Below are 19498 nucleotides of genomic sequence, written 5' to 3'. Positions count from 1 at the left end.
CCTGAGGACTCCACCCGTGACCGTAGCGGCCACACCGGCACCCTCGCCCGCCACCGCGGGCGAGCAATCCGGCGTACGCCTGGCGCGGTCGCGCCGCAACGCCGAGCTGTACCTGCTGTTGCTCGCGATGGTGCTGGTGGCCGCGTACGGGGCGACCGTCGAGGCGAACCTGCTGGACACGGTCACCTCGGACTTCTGGATGCCGGCCGCCGCGCTCGGCGCGGTCTTCCTCGGCCTGCACCTGGTCATCCGGTTCCTGGCCCCGTTCGCCGACCCGGCGCTGCTGCCGGCGGTGGCCCTGCTCAACGGGCTCGGGGTGGGCTTCCTTCGCCGGATCGACCTGGGCGACGCCCCGGTGGCCGAGCGGGAGAGCCTGGCCGTCTTCGCGGGGCAGGGCGGGCGTCAGCTCGCCTGGACGCTCGGTGCGGTGATCCTCGCCGCGGGTCTGCTCGCGATCATGCGCGACCACCGGTCGATCTCGCGGTACGCGTACACCCTGGGGTTGGCCGGCATCGTGCTGGTGATGATCCCGGCGGTGCTGCCGTCGAGCATCTCCGAGATCAACGGCGCGAAGCTGTGGGTCCGGGTCGGCAGCTTCTCCATCCAGCCGGGTGAGTTCGCCAAGCTGGCGCTGCTGGTCTTCTTCGCGTACTACCTGGTGCGCAAGCGTGAGGTGCTGTCGCTGGCCAGCCGGCGCTTCCTCGGCATCGACTTTCCGCGTGGCCGCGACCTCGGGCCGGTGGTCGGCGTCTGGCTGATCAGCGTCCTGGTCCTGGTCTTCGAGAAGGACCTGGGCACCTCGCTGCTCTACTTCGGCATGTTCGTGGTGACGCTCTACATCGCCACCGAACGGGTCAGCTGGCTGCTGATCGGCCTGGTCCTCTTCTTCGGCGGCGCGTACCTCGCCTACGTCCTCGGCTCGACTGTCGGCGGGCCGTTCGCCAACTTCTACGTGCGGGCGGAAATCTGGCTCGACCCGTTCGCCGACCCGACCAACAAGGGCTACCAACTCGTGCAGGGCCTGCTCGCCCTGGGCACTGGCGGGCTCTTCGGTGCGGGGCCGGGCGGCGGTCAGCCGGAGATCCTGCCCGAGGTGCAGAACGACTTCATCTTCGCCGGCATCGGTGAGGAGATCGGCCTCTTCGGCCTGTCCGCGCTGCTGGTCGTCTACCTGCTCATCGTGGAGCGCGGGCTGCGTGCCGCGCTGGCGGTACGGGACTCGTTCGGCAAGCTGCTCGCCGGTGGTCTCGCGTTCACCCTCGGCCTCCAGGTCTTCGTGATCGTCGGTGGGATCAGCAAGCTCATCCCGCTGACCGGTCAGACCACCCCGTTCCTGTCCGCCGGTGGGTCGTCGTTGATGGCCAACTGGCTGCTCATCGCGGTGCTGCTGCGGGTCTCCGACGGCGCCCGCCGACCGGTGACCGGAGGCGGCGGCGGCAAGGCGGCTCGTCCCAGCGGTGGCCCGCCCGAGCAGCTGCACGGTGCTCCCACGGAGGTGATCAAGCCGTGAACGCACCCCTGCGCCGCGTTGGCGTCGTCGTCATGGTCCTGTTCGGTCTGCTCTTCGCCAACCTCAACTGGATCCAGGCCTACAAGGCGGACGAATACCGGACCAGCGACTACAACGGTCGGGTCCAGGTCGCCGAGTACGACCGCAAGCGCGGCAACATCGAGGCTGGCGGCACGGCCGTGGCCACCAGCAAGGAGACCACCGGCAACCTGAAGTTCCTGCGCACCTATCCCAGCGGCGCCAAGTACGCCCACGTGCTCGGCTACAAGCCGGTCAACCTGGCCGACCAGGGCATCGAGCAGGTGGAGAACGACTTCCTGGCCGGCACCAGCGACCAGCTGATCGGCGACCGGTTGAAGGACATGTTCACCGGCGACGACACCGGCGGCGGCAACGTGCTGCTCACGCTCTCGAAGCGGGCCCAGGACGTGGCGTACGACCAGCTGCGCAACAACGAGGTGGGTGCGAAGCGGGGCGCGGCGATCGCCGTCGACCCGCGTACCGGTGCCATCCAGGCGCTGGTCTCCATGCCGAGCTTCGACCCGAACCCGCTGGCCAGCCACGACACCAACGAGGCGGCGGCGGCGTACAACAAGCTGGAAAAGGACCCGGAAGGTCCGCTGAAGAACCGCGCGCTCTCCGAGACGCTGCCGCCGGGCTCCACCTTCAAGATCGTGGTGGCAGCGGCGGCGCTGGAGAACGGCGTCACCAAGAACACCCAGATCCCGGCCGGTCCCAGCTACACAGCGCCCACCTCGGGCACCCCGATCCGCAACGCCGATCCGTCGATCTGCCCGACTCGGCAGGTCACCCTGCTGGATGCGGTCACCTACTCGTGCAACACCGGGTTCGCCCAGCTCGGCGTGCGGCTCGGCGCGGAGACCGTCAAGGAGAAGGCCCGCCAGTTCGGCTTCGAGCAGGAGGACCTGACCGTCGGCCAGCTCGGCGAGGGCGGCCTGCCCACGGCGGCCAGTCGGACCGGGACCATGCAGAACCAGGACGGCAGCACCGACCCGGCTGCGCTGGCCCAGTCGTCGATCGGCCAGAACAACGTTCGGATGACGCCCCTCGAAGGCGCCATGATCGCCGGCTCGATCGCCAACAACGGCAGTCAGATGCGGCCGTACCTGGTGCGGCAGCTGCTCGCTCCGGACCGGACCACCAGCTACTACACCGCGAAGGCGCGGGAACTGCGCCAACCCGTCGAGCCGCAGGTCGCCACCGACCTGCGCGAGATGATGGTCAGCGTGGTCCAGAACGGCACCGGGCGAAAGGCCGCGATCAACGGCTACACGGTCGGCGGCAAGACCGGCACCGCCCAGTCCGCCCCGGACCGGCCCGACCACGGCTGGTTCATCGGCTTCGCCCTGGACAAGAACGGCAACCCGGTCTCCGCGGTCTGCGTGGTGCTGGAGCAGGCCGGCCCCGGCGGTAGCGGCGAGGCCGCTCGGATCGCGGGTCAGATCATGAAGGCCGCCATCGCCGACCCAGGGGGTCGCTGACATGCTCAGCCCCGGTGTGCAGCTCGGCAACCGCTACCGTCTCGACGAGCGGATCGCCAGCGGCGGCATGGGCGACGTGTGGCGCGGCACCGACCAGGTGCTCGGCCGGACGGTCGCCGTGAAGAGCCTGCTCCCCGCCCTGCTCGACGACCCGGACTTCGGTGAGCGGTTCCGCGGCGAGGCCCGCACCATGGCCACCATCAACCATCCCGGCGTGGTGGACGTCTACGACTTCGGCAACGACCAGCAGATCGCCTTCCTGGTCATGGAGTACGTCGAGGGTGACGCCCTGTCGTCCACGTTGAGCCGGGTCGGCCGGCTCACCCCGGCGCGGACGATGGCCCTCGTCGCGCAGGCCGCCGACGCGCTGCACGCCGCCCACGAGAAGGGCATCGTGCACCGCGACGTGAAGCCGGGCAACCTGCTGGTCCGGCCGAACGGCACGCTGGTGCTCACCGACTTCGGCATCGCCCGCTCCGACATGGTCGGCCAGCTCACCGCAGCCGGTTCGGTGCTCGGCACCGCCTCGTACATCTCGCCGGAGCAGGCCACCGGCGGCGTGGCCACCCCGGCGTCCGACGTGTACGCCCTCGGCGTGGTCGCCTACCAGTGCCTGGCCGGTCGGCGGCCGTTCGAGGGCGACAACCCCCTCGACATCGCGATGCGGCACGTCCGGGAGACGCCCCGGCCACTGCCGGCCGACATCCCTCCGCAGGTGCGCGCCCTGGTCGAACGGGCGTTGGCGAAGGACCCGGCCGCCCGCTGGCCGAGCGCCGCCGCACTCGCCGGGGTCGCCCGTCAGCTCAAGGCCGCGCTCTCCCAGCAGGCACGGGCCGGCGCCAACTCCGGTCCGGTCTCCGCGGCGCCCGCCTCACCCGCCGCACCTGGCCGGGCCCAGGTGCCGCAGGCACACCAGATGCGTCCGCCGACTGCCCGCCCGCCGGTGTCCGGAGCGAGGCCGACAGCTGTCGCACCCGCCCAGCAGCCACGCCCCACCGCCGTCGCGCCGGCCGTCCAGCCCGTCCGGCCGCAGGGCGCACCGAACGGCTACCCACGCGGTGCGGCAGCGGTGCCGTCCGGACCACCCCGGCAGGAACACCAGCCGGCGTACGTCCGGCAGGCCGGCCCGGCGACGCCCGCACCCCAGCCCCAGCGGTCCCGGCCGGGAATGGTGCTTCTCGCCATCCTGCTGGCCGTGCTGGTCCTGCTCTGCTCTGGCGTGATTTCCTACAACCTACGGAAGCAGTCGCAGGCCGGTGTATCCGCCGAGCTGGCGCCGCGCACCGTGGCGTCCGGCGCGCTACGACTCGACGGGCGCGACGATCCGACCCGGACGTCGTACCGTCGAGAGGTACGACTCCAGCCGGACGACGGCGGGACGACGACGAGCGAAGGACGACAGACGCGATGACAGCGCAGGCCCGCCTGCTCGGTGGCAGGTACCAGGTCGGCGAGCTGCTCGGCTATGGCGGCATGGCCGAGGTGCACCGTGGTCGCGACCTCCGGCTCGGTCGGGACGTCGCGATCAAGATGCTCCGCACCGACCTCGCCCGGGACGCGACGTTCCAGATGCGGTTCCGCCGGGAGGCGCAGAACGCCGCCTCGCTCAACCACCCGGCCATCGTGGCGGTCTACGACACCGGCGAGGAGACCGCGCCGACCGGTGAGACGCTGCCGTTCATCGTCATGGAGTTCGTCAACGGACGGACCTTGAAGGAGGTCCTCGGCGCCGAGGGGCGACTCCAACCGCGCCGCGCGCTGGAGATCTGCGCCGACATGTGCGCCGCACTGGAGTTCAGTCACCGGCACGGCATCATCCACCGGGACATCAAGCCCGGCAACGTGATGCTCACCCAGACCGGCCAGGTCAAGGTGATGGACTTCGGCATCGCCAGGGCGCTTGCCAGCGGCGCGACCACCATGACCCAGACCAGCGCGGTCATCGGCACTGCCCAATATCTCTCCCCGGAGCAGGCACGCGGCGAGGCCGTCGACGCCCGCTCCGACGTGTACGCGGGCGGCTGCGTGCTCTTCGAGCTGGTCTGCGGGCACCCGCCGTTCGTCGGGGACAGCCCGGTCAGCGTCGCGTACCAGCACGTACGGGAGACGCCGCCGACGCCGAGCGACATCAACCCGGACGTCACCCCTGCCGTCGACGCGATCGTGCTCAAGGCGCTGTCGAAGAACCCGCTCAACCGCTACCAGAGCGCTGGCGAGATGCGGGCCGACCTGCTCCGCGCCGCCGCCGGCCGGCCCGTGCTGGCCACCCCGGTGCTGCGCGAGGCGGAGACTGTGGCGATGGCCCCGGCCGGCGGTGGGGGCGGCTATCCGCCTTCCGGCCGTGGGCCGCAGACCGGGCAGATCCCGGCCCGGGTGGGCGACCCCCGTCAGCGCAAGGCGTCCTCCTGGCTGATCGCGATGTTCAGCGCGGTCGGCGTACTGGCGGTGATCGCCCTGGTCGCAGCCCTGCTCTGGAACATGCAGAAGGACAATGACCTGAAGTCGGTGCCCACCCTCACCGGCAAGGCCCGGGACGTGGCAATCGCCGAGATCCAGAAAGCCGGTCTGTCCGCACAGGTGGGTGACCCGGTGCTGGCCAGCGACTGTACCGAGGGCACTGTCGTCAAGCAGAACCCGCTGCCGACCACATCGGTGAGGCAGAACGGCACTGTCACCATTCAGCTCTGTGGCGGCAAGCCCGAGGTGCGTGTTCCCGCCGGGCTCAAGGGCAGCAAGCGGGAGAGCGCCATCGCCCGGCTCACCGAGGCGAAGCTCAAATACGACATCAAGACGGTGAACGACGAGGCGAGCGAGGACGAGGTTCTCAAGGTCGACCCTCCCGAGGGTGAGAGCGTCCCCGAGAACACGAAGATCACACTTACGGTCTCGAACGGCAAGGTCCGCGAGGTACCGGACGTCGTCGGGTTGAGCCAGGAGGAGGCCACCCGCGTCCTCCGGAACGACGGCTTCACTGTCGTCGTGCAGAACGGGCCGGAGGTGCCCGCCGACCAGGCTGGAAAGGTCACCGACCAGAGCCCGAACGGCAAGGAGAAGAAGCCCACCGGCACGAGGGTGACCATCAAGGTGAGTCAACCCGAGCCGGAGACCGACCCGACGCCCACAGTGACGCCGACGGGCACGCCGACGGGCACGCCGACCACTCCCGGCAACGGGGGCGGTGTCGGTCTGCCGTTCCCGCCCCCGCCGGGCCGGCCCCAGGACTAGGCCACCCGCGGGCATCGGCATGACCGAGGCGGCAGCGTCCCCGGCCGGGTCGGTACGGCGGTGGCCTCGACGCCTCCGCCGCCTGGCCGCCGCGGGCCTCGTCGTGCTGGTGCTCGCCAGTTCCCCGTGGCTGTGGACGACGCTCGCCGCACGCGGCCACCTGTACGCCGCTGCCGACGCGCCGGCCGCCGACGTGGTGATCGTGCTCGGCACCGAGGTGGCGGCCGATCGGCAGCGGCCGGGTGACCGTCTCGCCGGCCGCCTGGACACCGCCGCCGAGCTGGTGACCAGCGGGCGAGCCACTGTCGTCCTCGTGTCGGGCGACGGCGGTGGCGCGTCCGGCGACGAGCCGGCGGTGATGACGACGTACCTGGCCGAGCGCGGCGTCGACAGGCGTCGGGTGGTGGCCGATCCGTTCGGCCTGGACACCTACGACAGCTGCGCGAGAGCCCGCGAGGTGTACGGCGTACAGCGGGCCCTGATCGTGACCCAGTCGTACCACCTGTCCCGGGCGGTGACGCTGTGCCGGCAGCTTGGCCTCGACGTCGACGGGGTGACCGCCCGCTGCGACGGCTGCGGCGCGGCCCTGCTCGCCGAGAAGTCGGTTCGGGACTACTTCGCCAGTGGCAAGGCGGCCTGGGACGCGGTACGCGACCGACCGCCGGCGGTGCGTTCGCCAGCGAATTCCGCGGTCCAGGACGCGCTGCGGGGCTGACCCGGCCGGCATCGGCTCCCGACGATCCGGTGACCGGGCCGGCCGGAGCCGGAGGCGGTCTGGTGGGTGCCGGGCCCTGACGTCCGGCCCTCAGGCGGTGGCGAAGGCCGCCCGACGACGGGCGTCCACCTCGGCGGCCAGCGCGGGTGCCCGCTCCAGCGCCTCGGGGTGACCGCAACTGGCCAGCCAGTTGGCCAGCATCAGGTGACCGCCCTCGGTGAGCACCGACTCCGGGTGGAACTGGACGCCCTCGATGGGCAGCGTCCGGTGCCGCATCGCCATCACCACGCCGGAGCCGGTCCAGCCGGTGACCTCCAGCTCGTCGGGGAGCGTCTCGGGCAGCACTGCGAGCGAGTGGTACCGGGTGGCGGTGAACGGGTCGGGCAGACCGGCGAGTACGCCGACCGAGTGGTGTCGTACCTCGGAGGTCTTGCCGTGCAGCAACTCGGGGGCGCGCGTCACTGTCGCCCCGAAGGCTTCGCCGATCGCCTGGTGGCCGAGGCAGACGCCGAAGATCGGCAGCTGGCCCGCGTACTCCCGGATGACGTCCAGGCAGATGCCGGCCCGGTCCGGGCTGCCCGGACCGGGCGACAGCAGGATGCCGTCGGCGCCAACAGTGCCCACCTCGGCGACGTCGATCTCGTCGTTGCGGCGGACCTCGCAGTCCACGCCGAGTTGGCCCAGGTACTGCACGAGGTTGAAGACGAACGAGTCGTAGTTGTCGATCACCAGGACGCGCATGGTCACCTGCTCGGGGAGGGGGGCGCGGGGTTGTTCTGGTCGGTGTCGTACGGCAGTTCGTGCTCGTCGCCAGCCGGCGTCTCCCCGGTCACCGGGTCGCCGCCGCCACCCGTCTCGGCGGGTACGCCGGACTCGACCTGCACGTCGTCGAAGGGCAGCAAGGGCTCGGCCCACGGGAAGGCGACGTACCACAGCAGGGCCACGGTTGCGGCCACCAGGAGCACCGAGCCGGTCAACTTCCCGACCACGCCGAACGGCAGCTTGCGCCAGATGAACGCGTACATCGGGTCAGCCTCCCAGCTCCGCCGGGCGGCCCGCGGACTTGGGTTGGGTGCGGTCCAGTTCGGCGTGGATGATCAGGCGCTGGTAGTTGTCGAACTTCGGGTTGCACGTGGTGAGGGTGAGCATCCGTTTGGTCGCCTTCTTGTCCGGTTCGCCGGGCACCGGCGCCACCACCTCGACCTGGGTGGGCCGGACGATCCGGGACTGCGACACCCGGTAGACGTACCAGTCGGTCTTGCTCTCGACCACGATCGGGTCGCCCTCGTCCAGCTCGTCCAGTCGCCAGAAGGTGGCCCGGTTGCGGTGGCCGGCGACGGAGAAGTTGCCCACCTGGCCGGGGAGCGCACTGGTCGGGTAGTGGCCGGGGGCGAAGCGGATGTCCTGCTGAGTGACGCCCTCGACGACGACCCAGTTCTTGTCGAGCTTGGGAATGTAGAGGCCCGCGAGCGGCTTTCCGCGTACCGGCGGGGACGGTTTGACGCTCGGGCCGACCGACGGGACCACAGTCGGGTCGTCGGTCGGGCCCCACGCCTGGGTCAACTGGTTGTTGAGGTCGTTCTGGTGGGCGTCGACGATGGCCGACTTGCCCCAGACCTCGTAGCCGGCGAAGAGCAGGACCACCAGACCAAAGGTGATCAGGATTTCGCCGGTGACGCGGACGCCGGTGCGCAGTCGCGAGCCGAACGACGGGCGGGTCAGCTCGGAGTAGACGCTCTTGTAGCCCTCGCCGGTCTGGTGCGGCCGGAGTTGCACCACCCGCTCGCCGCGTCGGGGTTGCGGAGGGTCGGCGGGGTTGGCGCCGGCCGGCTCGTCCGGGACGGCGGTGCGGGGGACGGCACCCATCAACGCTGTCGAGTCCATTGTCGGCGGCCTGGTGGCAGGAGTGGCGGGCACTGCCGGAATCAACGCGGTGGCGGCCGGATCCGCGCCGCGATCCCCGCCAGCGCTCGGCGGGACCCAGCCCGGCCCGGTCGGCGGGACCCGGCTGGGCCCGGTCGACGGGAAGCCTTCCGGCCCGGCCGCTACGACGCGCTCGGGGGCGGCCGGGGAGACCGGGGTGACCGGGGAGCCGGTGGGTCGGCCGGGACGGGCGGTGACCTGCGGAATGTATGCGGTCGGCGAGTCGGCCAGCGGCGGCGTCGAGGGCCCGGAGGAGACAGGCCGGCTCGGTGCGCCGGAGGCCGTCGGCCGGGTCGGCATCCCCCCGGGCGCGGCCGGGCGGGTGGGCGCGGCACCGGGTGGGTTGCCGGTGGTCGGCGGGCGGGTCGGCGCGGCACCCGGTGGGTTGCCGGTGGTCGGCGGGCGGGTCGGTGCGGCGCTGGGAGCGGTCGGTCGGGTGGACGCGGCGCCGGGAGCGGGGGGTCGGGTCGGGGCGTTGCCGGGGGCAGCGGGCCGAACCGGGCCCTGGTTGCTGGCGGTCGGTCGGCCGGGGGCGGTCGCGGGGGGAACCCCGGCGCCCCCGTGTGAGCCCGGCCCGGCGGCTGCGCTACCCGGCCAGGGTGGCGGCGCTTCGGCACCCTGGCGGCCAGGGGTCCCGGTCGGCTCGGGTCGAGTGGCGCTCGGCGGCGGCTGCTGCGTTCGCGGCGGCTGCTCGGCTCGCGGCGGCGGCAGCACCGGCTCGGGCCAGTTGCTGGCCGGGGTCGGTCGGCCCGGTGTCGACTCGGGCCGGTCGAACTTGGGCAGAAAGGCGGTCGGCTCGTCGGTCTGGTCCCGGTGTCGCCCGTCGCGTTGCTCGTCCGGCCCGCTCACTTGGGCACCGTAGCCGAGCGCAGGGCGGTGGAATCCTCGAATGCGGGAACTCGCACCGTGGAGACCGTCTCTTTGTAGCCAAGCTGGTAGTCGTCGACCGCGTCCTTGAACAACCGGACTCCCTGAGAGCTGGCGAGGGCCTGCTGGAGGGCAGCGGGATCGCCGATCGCTACGATCTTGAACGGAGGGGAGTACACCCGGCCGTGCAGTAGCAGGGTGTTACCGACGCAGCGTACCGCGCTGGTGGTGAGCACGCGGACATTCATGATTGACATGGCCTCCGCTCCGCCGGCCCAGAGCGCGTTGACCACCGCCTGGACGTCCCCCTGATGCACCACCAGGTCGTCGTTGCTGGCGTCCGACTGCGTCTGGTCGAGCTGGGGCGCGTCGTTCAGCTCGACGGTGACCCCGGGCCCGGTGAGGGCGGTGAACCCGGCGTTCTGGAGGCTGCCCTGGGCGCGATTCTGCTGAGCCTTGATCGGGGCGTCCGAGCCGGCCAGCGTGTTGGTCCGTTGCTCGACCTCGCCGCGCAGCGTGGCGGCGCGGCGCTCGCTGGCGGCGACCTGTTCGCGGCGGTCCTCGATGAGCTGGTTGAGCTGGGGGCGCCGGTCCTCCCGGAGAGCGGTGCCGCCGGCGGTGGTCGCGGTGGTGGTGAAGAGCAACCCGGCCGCCGCGGCGATCAGGGGCACCCCGATCGACCAGCCCGGACGGCGTTGGCGCGGTCGCCGGGGCAGCAGCCCGGCGGCGGCCCGTCGGAGGACCTTCTGCCAGGAGGTTGCGCCGGATGTGTACTCCACCGAGCGTTCCTTCCGCGTGTCGGGGATCGGTCCGCGCCGGCTGGGCCGGTGATGCGAACAGTCCCGCCTCTTTCGGTCACTCCGTGCACCGGCCTGACCCCATTCGTGGTCCAGGCGGCCAATCGGGACTACGCTAGCTCTCGAACATTATTGGCCATGGACCGTCGCCCCCGCGCCCGGTTGTCAGGCCGGACGAGGTCGTCACCCCTCTGGAGAGCGCCGTGCCCAAGTCTCAGGTCCGTAAGAAGAAGGTGTACACCCCGCCGACGGACGTCCGTCCGACGACGGCGTCGTCGTCGTCGCGCAAGCCTAGCCCGGTGTGGTTGCCGATCACCGCGGTCGCCTTGATCGTCGTCGGGATCGGCTGGCTGGTGCTCTACTACCTGTCCGAGCAGGAGTACCCGGTCATGGCGTGGGGTTACTGGAACCTCGCCGTCGGCTTCGGTGCGATGGTCGCCTCGCTGGCGTTGCTCTCTCGCTGGCGCTGATCCGAGCAGACCGCCGCGTCGGCGGTCCCACGTCACCCCGTCGAGCCCCTGCCCAGCAGGATCGGGTGGGGCCCCCTATGGTGTGCGCAGGCAGCGCGGCCTACTGCGAGATGACTCACGTTACCGCTGGGTAACCTTCGCGTAGGCTGCACTGCATGACCTAGCAGAGCGAGGTCATCAGGCAGCAGACCGGGGAGGCCAACTCGATGGGCAGCGTCCAGATCGTCACCACGATCCTCGCGGCCGCCATCACCGCCGTGGCGGTGTGGCTTGCGGTGCGTGCGGTCCTGAAGATGGTGGCAGTCATCCGGCTCGGGCAACCCGCGCCGGAGCGGTTCTCCGACAAGGTCGCCCGCGCCAGGACGATGCTGGTGGAGACGGCCGGCCACACCCGGATGCTCAAGTGGGGCGTGGTGGGCGCCGCGCACTGGTTCGTGATGGTCGGCTTCGTCGTGCTGTCGCTGCTGGTGCTCGAGGCGTACTTCGAGGTGGTCACCACCGACGGCGGTCTGCCGATCATCGGGCACTGGACGATCTTCGGTCTGGTCACCGAGATCATCGGGGTGCTGGGTCTGGTCGGCATCCTGGTGCTGATGGCGATCCGGCTGCGTAACCGGCCGACCCGCCCGGGCGGGCGGTCCCGGTTCACCGGCTCGACAATGTGGCAGGGCTACTTCGTCGAGTGGATCGTGCTGCTGGTCCTGATCTTCGGCTTCGTGATCCGGGGCTTCAAGGTCGCCACCGACCACTTCGAGTTCCCGTTCTGGGCCACCCCGGTCAGCCACGCGGTCGGTGCGGTGCTGCCCGACTGGGCGGACGGCGTCAGCGTCGCCGCGGCCATCAAGATCATTATTTCGATGACGTGGCTGATCGTCATCTCCCTGAACGTCACGATGGGCGTCGCCTGGCACCGCTTCCTGGCGTTCCCCAACATCTTCTTCAAGCGGGAGCCGGCCAAGCCGGCCGGCTCCGGTCTCGGCGCACTGCGCCCGATGACGAGCCAGGGCAAGCCGCTCGACTTCGAGGAGGCGGACCCGGAGAAGGACCAGTTCGGCGTCGCCCACGTCGAGCAGTTCAGCTGGAAGGGCCTCCTGGACTTCAGCACCTGCACCGAGTGCGGTCGCTGCCAGTCGCAGTGCCCGGCCTGGAACACCGGCAAGCCCCTGTCGCCCAAGCTGCTCATCCTGAGCCTGCGCGACCACGCGTACGCCAAGGCGCCCTACCTGCTGGCCGGCGGCGGCAAGGACCTGACCGGCGAGGAGAAGGCCACCCAGGCGCAGCTCGCCCACCTGGACGTGCTGGCCCTCGCCGAGGCCGACAAGCCGTTGATCGGCACCGCCGAGGAGGGCGGTGTCATCGACCCGGACGTGCTCTGGTCCTGCACCACCTGTGGCGCCTGCGTGGAGCAGTGCCCGGTGGACATCGAACACGTCGACCACATCGTCGACATGCGCCGCTACCAGGTGCTGATCGAGTCGAGCTTCCCCTCCGAGGCCGGCGTGATGCTGCGCAACCTGGAGAACAAGGGCAACCCGTGGGGCGCCCCGCAGAACACCCGCGAGGACTGGACCAAGGGCCTGGACTTCGAGGTGCCCCGGGTCGGCGAGGTGGACGACTTCGAGTACCTGTTCTGGGTCGGCTGCGCCGGCGCGTTCGAGGACCGGGCCAAGAAGACCACCCGCGCGGTGGCCACGCTGCTCAACGAGGCGGGCGTGACGTTCGCGATCCTGGGCGAGGGCGAGACCTGCTCCGGCGACCCGGCGCGACGGATCGGCAACGAGTTCGTCTTCCAGATGCTCGCCCAGCAGAACGTGGAGACGTTGAACGAGGCGTTCGAGGGCCGGGACAAGGCCAAGCGCAAGATCGTCGCGACCTGCCCGCACTGCTTCAACACCCTGGGCAACGAGTACGGGCAGCTCGGCGGGGAGTTCGAGGTGGTCCACCACACCCAACTGCTCGCGCACCTGGTCGCCACCGGCAAGCTCACGCCGGTGCAGCCGGTCGACGGCGGCGTCACCTACCACGACCCCTGCTACCTGGGTCGGCACAACCGCGTCTTCGCGGCCCCCCGGGAGGTCCTCGGCGACGCCATCGCGGGCGACCTGACCGAGATGCCGCGTAACAGCGAACGCTCCTTCTGCTGCGGTGCTGGCGGCGCCCGGATGTGGATGGAGGAGAAGATCGGCAAGCGGATCAACGTGGACCGCGTCGAGGAGGCCATGGCCACCGGGGCGAGGACGGTAGCGGTCGGCTGCCCGTTCTGCTCGACGATGCTCAGCGACGGGGTCAACGGCAAGGGTGCCGGCGAACAGGTCGAGGTGATCGACGTGGCCAGCGTGCTGCTCCGCTCGGTCAAGCCCGAGCAGCCGCAGGGCGGCAAGGAGACCGCGCCGATCGGCGGCTGAGACGCGTACCCCTGGGATTTGTTCATCGACGGCGGCGGCCCCTGAGGGCCGCCGCCGTCGTGCAAGAATCTCGCCGAGGTGAGGCGACATCGACGGCCTACTCTTGACGACGCTGTTGCCCCTGGTCGGCTTCGTAGCCCTGACCGCGGGCAACGCGTTCTTCGTCGCGGCCGAGTTCGCCCTGGTCACTGTCGACCGGGCGGAGATCGACAGGCGGGCCGCCGCGGGCGACCAGGCCGCCCTGACGGTACGCACGGCGTTGCGCGAACTCTCCTTCCAGCTCTCCGGGGCGCAGCTCGGCATCACCATCACCGCGCTGCTCACCGGCTACCTGGCCGAGCCGGCCCTGGCCCGGCTCTTCACCCCGCTGCTGCGTCCACTGGCCGGAGACAGCACCGCGCGGCTCACCCCGTTCATCGCGTTGGCCCTGGCCACGCTGATCTCCATGCTCTTCGGCGAGTTGGTGCCGAAGAACGCGGCGCTGGCCCGGCCCATGCCGGCGGCGCTGGCCACCGCCGGCCCGATGCACACCTTCTCCCGGACGTTCGGCTGGGTGATCCGGGGGTTGAACGGCTCGGCGAACCGGCTGGTCCGGGCGCTCGGCGTGGAGCCGCAGGAGGAGTTGGCAAGTGCCCGCTCGCCGGAGGAGTTGGGCCTGCTGGCGGGCATCTCGGCGCGGGCCGGCGCGCTGCCCACGGACACCGCGATGCTGCTGCGTCGCACCATCCGCTTCGGTGACAAGCGGGCCGCGGAGGCGATGACGCCCAGGGTGGACGTGGTCGCGCTGCGCTCCACAGTCACCGTGGCGGAGTTGCTGGAGCAGTCGCGGCGGACCGGGCGGACCCGGTTCCCCGTGTACGAGGAGACCCTGGACCTGGTGACCGGTGTGGCCGGCGTGCCCGACGCGCTGGGCGTGCCGCTGGCCGACCGCGCGTCGACCCAGGTCGGTTCGGTGGCCCGCGAGCCGGTGTACGTGCCGGAGAGCCTGAACCTGGACGGTGTCCTGGCCGCGCTGAAGGCGGCCGGGGCCGACCTGGCCATCGTGGTCGACGAGTACGGCGGCACGGACGGCGTGGTGACCGTCGAGGACCTCGTCGAGGAGCTGGTCGGAGAGATCGCCGACGAGTTCGACCCGGCGAGCGTGGACGACGACGGGTCGGCCGAGCTGACAGTGCCGGGCGGTGAGCGCACAGTGCTGGTCGACGGTGTGCTTCGCTCCGACGAGTTGGCCGAGCAGACCGGCTTCCGACTGCCCGAGGGCCCGTACGAGACGTTGGCCGGGTTCCTGATGGCCCAGCTCGGGCACATCCCGCTCGCCGGCGAGACGGTCGAGACGGACGGCTGGGAGTTCACAGTGGTCGAGGTGGAGCGGCACCGGATCGAGCAGGTCCGGGTGTTGCGCCCGGCGGATCCGGACGACGATGACTGAGCTGCTGGTGACGGTGCTGTTGCTGCTCGGCAACGGGTTCTTCGTGGGCAGCGAGTTCGCGCTCATCGCGTCCCGCCGGACGGTGATCGAGCCGCTGGCCGCCGGGTCGAAACGCGCCCGCTGGGCGTTGTCGGCGATGAACCAGATCCCCCTGATGATCGCTGGCGCGCAGCTCGGCATCACGGTCTGCTCCTTGGGTCTCGGCGCGATCGCCGAACCGGCGCTGGCTCACCTGCTGGAACCGCCGTTCCACGCGGCCGGCCTGCCGGAGCGCGCGGTGCACCCGGTGGCGTTCGTGCTGGCACTGGGCGTGGTGGTCTTTCTGCACACGGTCGTCGGTGAAATGGTGCCGAAGAACATCACGCTCGCCGGTCCGGAGGTCTCCGCGCTCTGGCTCGGCCCAGCGATGCTGGCATTCTGTGTGGCCACCAAACCGTTGTTGCTCGCGATGAAATGGGCGGCCCGGCGGGTGCTCGCGTTCTGGCGGATCGAGGCGTCCGAGGCGGTGAAGACGGTGTTCACCGCCGAGGAGTTGGCCGGGTTGGTTTCCCAGGCGCGGACCGAGGGTCTGCTGGACGCGGAGCAGCACGCGCGGATCACCGGCGCGCTGGCCCTGCACGCCCGGACGGCGGCGGACGCGCTGCAACCGTGGTCGACGGTGGTGACGGTGGCCGAGGACGTCTCGCCAGCGTCACTGGAGGTGCTGGCGACCCGGACCGGCCGGTCCCGGTTCCCTGTGGTGCAGCGGTCGACCCGTCGGGTGCTGGGCTTCGTGCACGTCAAGGACGTGCTCGGGTACGCCGGGCAGGGCCGCCGGTCCCCGGTGCCGGCCGACGTCTACCGGCCGCTGGCGGTGGTGCCGCCGGACCGTACGCTGGCCGACCTGCTGCTGGCGATGCGTCGTGAACGACGGCACATGGTGCTGGTCAGCGACGGGCGACGGCCACTCGGTGTGGTCACTCTTGACGATGTATTGACCGCAATCGTTGGGTGATGGACCAATACCCTTGGTGTGCAAGCGGTTGCACGACAGTGATGGTGATGGCGCTCGCCTTGATTACCGCCCCAAGCTTCCCTAATGTGGGGCACCGACCGCTGTGGGTCGTCTGCCTCGGCCCTTCCCTCACGCGAGGCGCCCGGCGGTCGGTTGCAAAGGAGTCGGTGCCGGTGGCAACCATGCCCCCTCATCGTCACGACCTGAAAGCGTCTGCTCGCTCTGGTGGCCTGCGTCGCGTCGCGAACCGCGTGCTGATCCTGGTCGCCGCCGCGGCGGTCGGCGCCGGTCTGCTGACCGCGCCGGCACACGCCGCGCCCACGGTCGACGAGATCGAGGCGCAGATCGACAAGAAGTGGGAGCAGTTGGAGCCCACCATCGAGCAGTACAACAAGGTCCGGGCGCAGTTGAAGGTCAACCGGCAGAAGTCGGCGAACCTGCAGAAGAAGATCGAGCCGCTGGCGCTGCAGAGCGAGATGGCGCTCAACCGGGTCGGCGACCTCGCCTCCCGCTACTACATCTCGGGCCCGTCGCACGACATCGGCGCGTTGCTGGTCAGCGCCAAGCCGGACACGCTCACGGAGCAGCTCACCATCCTCGACCGGCTCGCTACACAGGAGCGCAAGCAGGTCGAGGGTGTGCTGGCCGTGCGGGCCAAGTACGACGGCGAGAAGCAGAAGCTGGACGCGCTGATCGTCACCCAGACCAAGCAGCAGAACGAGCTGGCGGCCAAGAAGAAGCAGATCGACGCCGAGATCAAGCAGCTCGAAGCGTCGATGCCCAAGACCACTGTCAAGACCGCGGCCTGCCCGACCATCAACGGGGTGTTCAGCGCGGCGGCACGCACCGCGATCAAAACCGCCTGCGGCAAGGTCGGCAAGCCGTACGTCTGGGGTGCCACCGGCCCGAACTCGTTCGACTGCTCGGGGCTGACCCAGTACGCCTACAAGGCAGCCGGGATCTACCTGACGCACCACACCGGTGACCAGTGGAACGAGGGCAAGGCCGTGTCGCGAGCCGATGCCCGCCCCGGTGACCTGGTCTTCTTCTTCTCCGGCCTGAGTCACGTCGGGCTGTATCTGGGCAACAACACAATGGTGCACGCGCCACGTGCCGGTAAGCCGGTGCAGGTGTCCAGCATCAACACCATGCCCGTCGCCGGGTTCCGCAGACCTGGCTGATCCACCTCGCGCGACACGAAGGCCCCCGGTCACCGACCGGGGGCCTTCGTGGTTCTCAGCGGGGCGCGCCGACCGGGGACGGCAACAGCTGCACGTCGGCGAGGTCGACGTACATGATCCGGTGGCCGAACTGGATCTGCGCGTACCGGTTCTTGCCGCGAATCACGGTCCAGTCGCCGGGCGACGAGCCGTCGAACGTGCTGGCCCGGTAGTACTCGCCGGCCAGCACCGCGCCGACGGCGTACCGCTGCCCGGCGGCCAGGGTGTACTGGAGCGGCGAGATCGCCTGGTAGGGCACCCCTTCCGGGTATGCGGACTGCTCCGGGTACGCCCGTCCGTAGACCGGAACGGTGGTCCGTCCGGGCTTCGGCGTGGCCACGACGCCGACGGTCCAACTGGCGGTCGGCGCGGACGCCGGGTTGTGGAACCAGGCCCGCTGCCCGAGGTACCAGATCGCCGTCCAGTCGCCCTGCCGTCCGGCCAGCGCGTACGTCTGCCCGGCGGACGCGCGGGCCCCGTGGTCCGACACGGTCATCGTGTTCGGGCTGCCGTCCGGGCGGAGCGCGATGTCGTTGACCAGCGGCGCGTCCGCGGACGGTGCGCTGCGCAGCACCACCGCCGAGGAGCCGCGTGGCGCGCAGGGCACGCCCGGGGTGACGCAGCCGGTGAACGCCGGCTGGTTGGTGGTGTAGTCCGGGTCGATCCGGACCAGCCCGGTGGCCGGGGTGCCGGTGTCCAGGCGAGGCGCGTGCAGCAGGTCGAAGTAGTGCGTCCAGTCCCAGTACGGGCCCGGATCCCAGTGCATTCCCCGCACCGTCGAGGGAATGGTGCCGGGCACGTTGTCGTGGCCGATGATGTGCTGGCGGTCCAGGGGGATGCCCAGCCGCAGCGCCAGGTGCCGGACCAGCTTCGCCGAGGTCCGGTACATCGCCTCGGTGTACCAGGTGCCCTGCGCCGCGAAGCCCTCGTGTTCCAACCCGATCGACTTCGCGTTGACGTACCAGTTGCCGGCGTGCCAGCCGACGTCCTTGGTCTTGACGTGCTGGGCGATGTGCCCGTCGACCGAGCGCAGCGAGTAGTGCCAGCTCACGTAGGTCGGATCCTGGACGAGTTGCAGGGTCGTGGCCCAACTCGCCTCGGTGTCGTGGATGACTATGTACTCGATCTTCTGCCGTGTTGGTCGGTCGGAGAGGTCGTGGTTGCCGTAGTCCCCGTCGCCGAACGCCTCGTAGGGCGCCGGGATCCACTCGCAGGAGATGGTGCGGGGGCACTCCACCCCGTCCGGGCGGGCCAGCCGGCGCAGGCCCAGCCGGTCCAACCAGGAACGCTCGGGCCGCACCGCGCGGGCCGGCAGGGTGATCCGCTGGCCGTCGTCGGTCACCCGGGCTTCGCCCGCGCCGATGGTGGTGAAGACCTCGTCGGCGAAGGCCGCCGCGGCGTCGGCGCTGTCCGCGCCCGAGTAGCGGGCCACAGCGCCGTACCAGGCCGCCGGGTCGGTGTCCGCGCCGACCGGCGCGCCCAGATCCCTCTGGTACGCGCTCAGCAGCGCGGCCCCACCCCGGATGTTGAGGCCCGCGTCGGTGCGCAGCGCTTCGGGGGTGGCGCCGGTCAGCGTGGCGGCGGCGTCGACGGTCTGCAACGCGGCGGTGGACGGCGCGGGTGCCTCGACCGGCCGGGGCGCGGGCACGCGGGCGGGACGGGAGTCGTCGCCGCGTGGGTCCTCGGCGCCGGCGTCGTGGTGGCCGCGCCCGGGCAGGGCGGCCACGTGCCGGGCGTCGGTCAGGTGCATCGGGCCGTAGCCGCCACTGGTGCTCGGTGTGCCGGCGTTGGTGTCCCAGCGGGACTCCAGGTAGGAGACGCCGAGCAGCACGACGGCCGGAACGCCGTACTCGGTGGCTGCTGCGGCGTACTGCTGCTGGCGGTCGGTGGTGGGCGCGGCGGCGGCCGGGTCGACGGAGAGTGGCACAGTGGTCGCGGCGGCGACCACGGTGGCAGCGAGCAGCGCGCGCCAGCCGGTCGACAGGGTTGGATGGTGCATCGAACCCCCTAGATTCTCGCGGAGTGAGGTCAGGTCACCATCGCGCCGTCCGGGAGGTCACGTCAATACCTTTCTATCTATCGAAGTAGATGGAAAGAATTCTTCACACACTGTCGGTGACCTAGTCCAATCCGTACGGAGTGTCACTGCCGCACGGGTTGCGGATCGGTAACAGGCGTCTCTACTCTGGTCATTTGTCGGCCCGACAGCAGCTCCGCCCAGCCCGGGCGGTAACGGACCGACACCGCCGAGTCGTTTCCGAGCGAACCGGGGACCCAGGTCCCTCGGGGTGAATCCGCAGCCATTGCGGTAGGGCGCCGACTTCCCGCCCGAACCCGTCAGCTAACCCGGTAGGCGGTCAGGAAGAAGGAGTACGGAACCCCGGTGGCACTCCATGCCCCGCGGCCGTCGTCCGAGCGGTCGGCATCAGCCGGCCCGGCGT

Annotated in this window: 15 protein-coding genes and 1 riboswitch; of the genes, 10 read left to right on the top strand and 5 right to left on the bottom strand. The window is 70.8% G+C overall.

What is annotated here, in order from left to right; genetic code table 11:
* Window positions 1-16 precede the first annotated feature (16 nt).
* The 5 genes from OG598_RS26710 to OG598_RS26690 are packed head-to-tail and all read left to right on the top strand — an operon-like array spanning window position 17 to window position 6952.
* Window positions 17-1510 carry an FtsW/RodA/SpoVE family cell cycle protein gene (locus OG598_RS26710; RefSeq protein WP_238669707.1) on the top strand — a complete coding sequence of 498 codons (1494 nt, stop codon included), beginning with the start codon at window positions 17-19 and terminating at the stop codon, window positions 1508-1510.
* Complete coding sequence (locus OG598_RS26705) at window positions 1507-3012, top strand: peptidoglycan D,D-transpeptidase FtsI family protein (RefSeq protein ID WP_328651583.1); 1506 nt, start codon at window positions 1507-1509, stop codon at window positions 3010-3012. Before OG598_RS26710 ends, OG598_RS26705 begins: the two co-directional genes overlap by 4 nt.
* 1 nt (window position 3013) lies before the next feature.
* Entirely contained in the window at window positions 3014-4423 is a 1410-nt protein-coding gene (locus OG598_RS26700) for a serine/threonine-protein kinase (RefSeq protein WP_328651582.1), read from the top strand.
* Complete coding sequence (gene pknB, locus OG598_RS26695; protein ID WP_328651581.1) at window positions 4420-6237, top strand: Stk1 family PASTA domain-containing Ser/Thr kinase; 1818 nt, start codon at window positions 4420-4422, stop codon at window positions 6235-6237. The genes OG598_RS26700 and pknB overlap by 4 nt, the downstream gene beginning before the upstream one ends.
* Before the next feature lie 19 nt (window positions 6238-6256).
* Window positions 6257-6952 carry a SanA/YdcF family protein gene (locus OG598_RS26690; protein ID WP_328651580.1) on the top strand — a complete coding sequence of 232 codons (696 nt, stop codon included), beginning with the start codon at window positions 6257-6259 and terminating at the stop codon, window positions 6950-6952.
* Between the two features lie 90 nt (window positions 6953-7042).
* On the opposite strand, the gene OG598_RS26685 is transcribed toward OG598_RS26690, so the two are convergent.
* The 4 genes from OG598_RS26685 to OG598_RS26670 are packed head-to-tail and all read right to left on the bottom strand — an operon-like array spanning window position 7043 to window position 10521.
* On the bottom strand, window positions 7043-7693 hold the full coding sequence (locus OG598_RS26685; protein ID WP_238660647.1) for an aminodeoxychorismate/anthranilate synthase component II: 651 nt from the start codon (window positions 7691-7693) through the stop codon (window positions 7043-7045).
* 2 nt (window positions 7694-7695) lie between these two features.
* Entirely contained in the window at window positions 7696-7977 is a 282-nt protein-coding gene (locus OG598_RS26680) for a hypothetical protein (RefSeq protein WP_238687886.1), read from the bottom strand.
* Between the two features lie 4 nt (window positions 7978-7981).
* Window positions 7982-9724 carry a class E sortase gene (locus OG598_RS26675; protein WP_328651579.1) on the bottom strand — a complete coding sequence of 581 codons (1743 nt, stop codon included), beginning with the start codon at window positions 9722-9724 and terminating at the stop codon, window positions 7982-7984.
* Entirely contained in the window at window positions 9721-10521 is an 801-nt protein-coding gene (locus OG598_RS26670) for a DUF881 domain-containing protein (protein ID WP_328651578.1), read from the bottom strand. Before OG598_RS26670 ends, OG598_RS26675 begins: the two co-directional genes overlap by 4 nt.
* A 221-nt stretch (window positions 10522-10742) precedes the next feature.
* Here OG598_RS26670 and OG598_RS26665 point away from each other — a divergent pair, with 221 nt between their 5' ends.
* From OG598_RS26665 to OG598_RS26645, 5 genes are all read left to right on the top strand, one after another.
* The gene (locus tag OG598_RS26665) at window positions 10743-11009 is read left to right on the top strand and encodes a cell division protein CrgA (protein WP_238687884.1); all 267 of its coding nucleotides are present in this window, start codon (window positions 10743-10745) and stop codon (window positions 11007-11009) included.
* 206 nt (window positions 11010-11215) lie between these two features.
* On the top strand, window positions 11216-13414 hold the full coding sequence (locus tag OG598_RS26660) for a (Fe-S)-binding protein (protein WP_328651577.1): 2199 nt from the start codon (window positions 11216-11218) through the stop codon (window positions 13412-13414).
* Between the two features lie 103 nt (window positions 13415-13517).
* Window positions 13518-14843 carry a hemolysin family protein gene (locus OG598_RS26655; RefSeq protein WP_328651576.1) on the top strand — a complete coding sequence of 442 codons (1326 nt, stop codon included), beginning with the start codon at window positions 13518-13520 and terminating at the stop codon, window positions 14841-14843.
* A complete protein-coding gene (locus OG598_RS26650; protein ID WP_112601088.1) occupies window positions 14836-15837 on the top strand; it encodes a hemolysin family protein in 1002 nt (333 codons plus the stop codon). Before OG598_RS26655 ends, OG598_RS26650 begins: the two co-directional genes overlap by 8 nt.
* A gap of 167 nt (window positions 15838-16004) precedes the next feature.
* Window positions 16005-17018, top strand: coding sequence for a C40 family peptidase (locus OG598_RS26645; protein WP_328651575.1), 1014 nt, complete (start codon window positions 16005-16007; stop codon window positions 17016-17018).
* 55 nt (window positions 17019-17073) lie between these two features.
* Here the strand turns inward: OG598_RS26645 and OG598_RS26640 are convergent, their stop codons facing one another.
* Window positions 17074-19056: an N-acetylmuramoyl-L-alanine amidase gene (locus OG598_RS26640; RefSeq protein WP_328651574.1), complete on the bottom strand. Its 1983-nt coding sequence runs from the start codon at window positions 19054-19056 to the stop codon at window positions 17074-17076.
* A 235-nt stretch (window positions 19057-19291) separates the two neighbouring features.
* A riboswitch (cyclic di-AMP (ydaO/yuaA leader) is annotated at window positions 19292-19427 on the top strand.
* Window positions 19428-19498 lie beyond the last annotated feature (71 nt).

Source organism: Micromonospora sp. NBC_00330, assembly GCF_036136635.1.
Lineage (GTDB): Bacteria > Actinomycetota > Actinomycetes > Mycobacteriales > Micromonosporaceae > Micromonospora > Micromonospora salmantinae.
Note: the sequence above shows the minus strand (reverse complement) of the source record. Positions and strands in the feature narration are given on the sequence as shown.

Coding starts and splice junctions, on each gene's coding strand:
- OG598_RS26700 (WP_328651582.1), top strand. CDS start 3,014: ATGCTCAGCCCCGGTGTGCAGCTCGGCAACCGCTACCGTCTCGACGAG.
- pknB (WP_328651581.1), top strand. CDS start 4,420: ATGACAGCGCAGGCCCGCCTGCTCGGTGGCAGGTACCAGGTCGGCGAG.
- OG598_RS26690 (WP_328651580.1), top strand. CDS start 6,257: ATGACCGAGGCGGCAGCGTCCCCGGCCGGGTCGGTACGGCGGTGGCCT.
- OG598_RS26685 (WP_238660647.1), bottom strand. CDS start 7,693: ATGCGCGTCCTGGTGATCGACAACTACGACTCGTTCGTCTTCAACCTC.
- OG598_RS26680 (WP_238687886.1), bottom strand. CDS start 7,977: ATGTACGCGTTCATCTGGCGCAAGCTGCCGTTCGGCGTGGTCGGGAAG.
- OG598_RS26660 (WP_328651577.1), top strand. CDS start 11,216: ATGGGCAGCGTCCAGATCGTCACCACGATCCTCGCGGCCGCCATCACC.
- OG598_RS26650 (WP_112601088.1), top strand. CDS start 14,836: ATGACTGAGCTGCTGGTGACGGTGCTGTTGCTGCTCGGCAACGGGTTC.
- OG598_RS26640 (WP_328651574.1), bottom strand. CDS start 19,056: ATGCACCATCCAACCCTGTCGACCGGCTGGCGCGCGCTGCTCGCTGCC.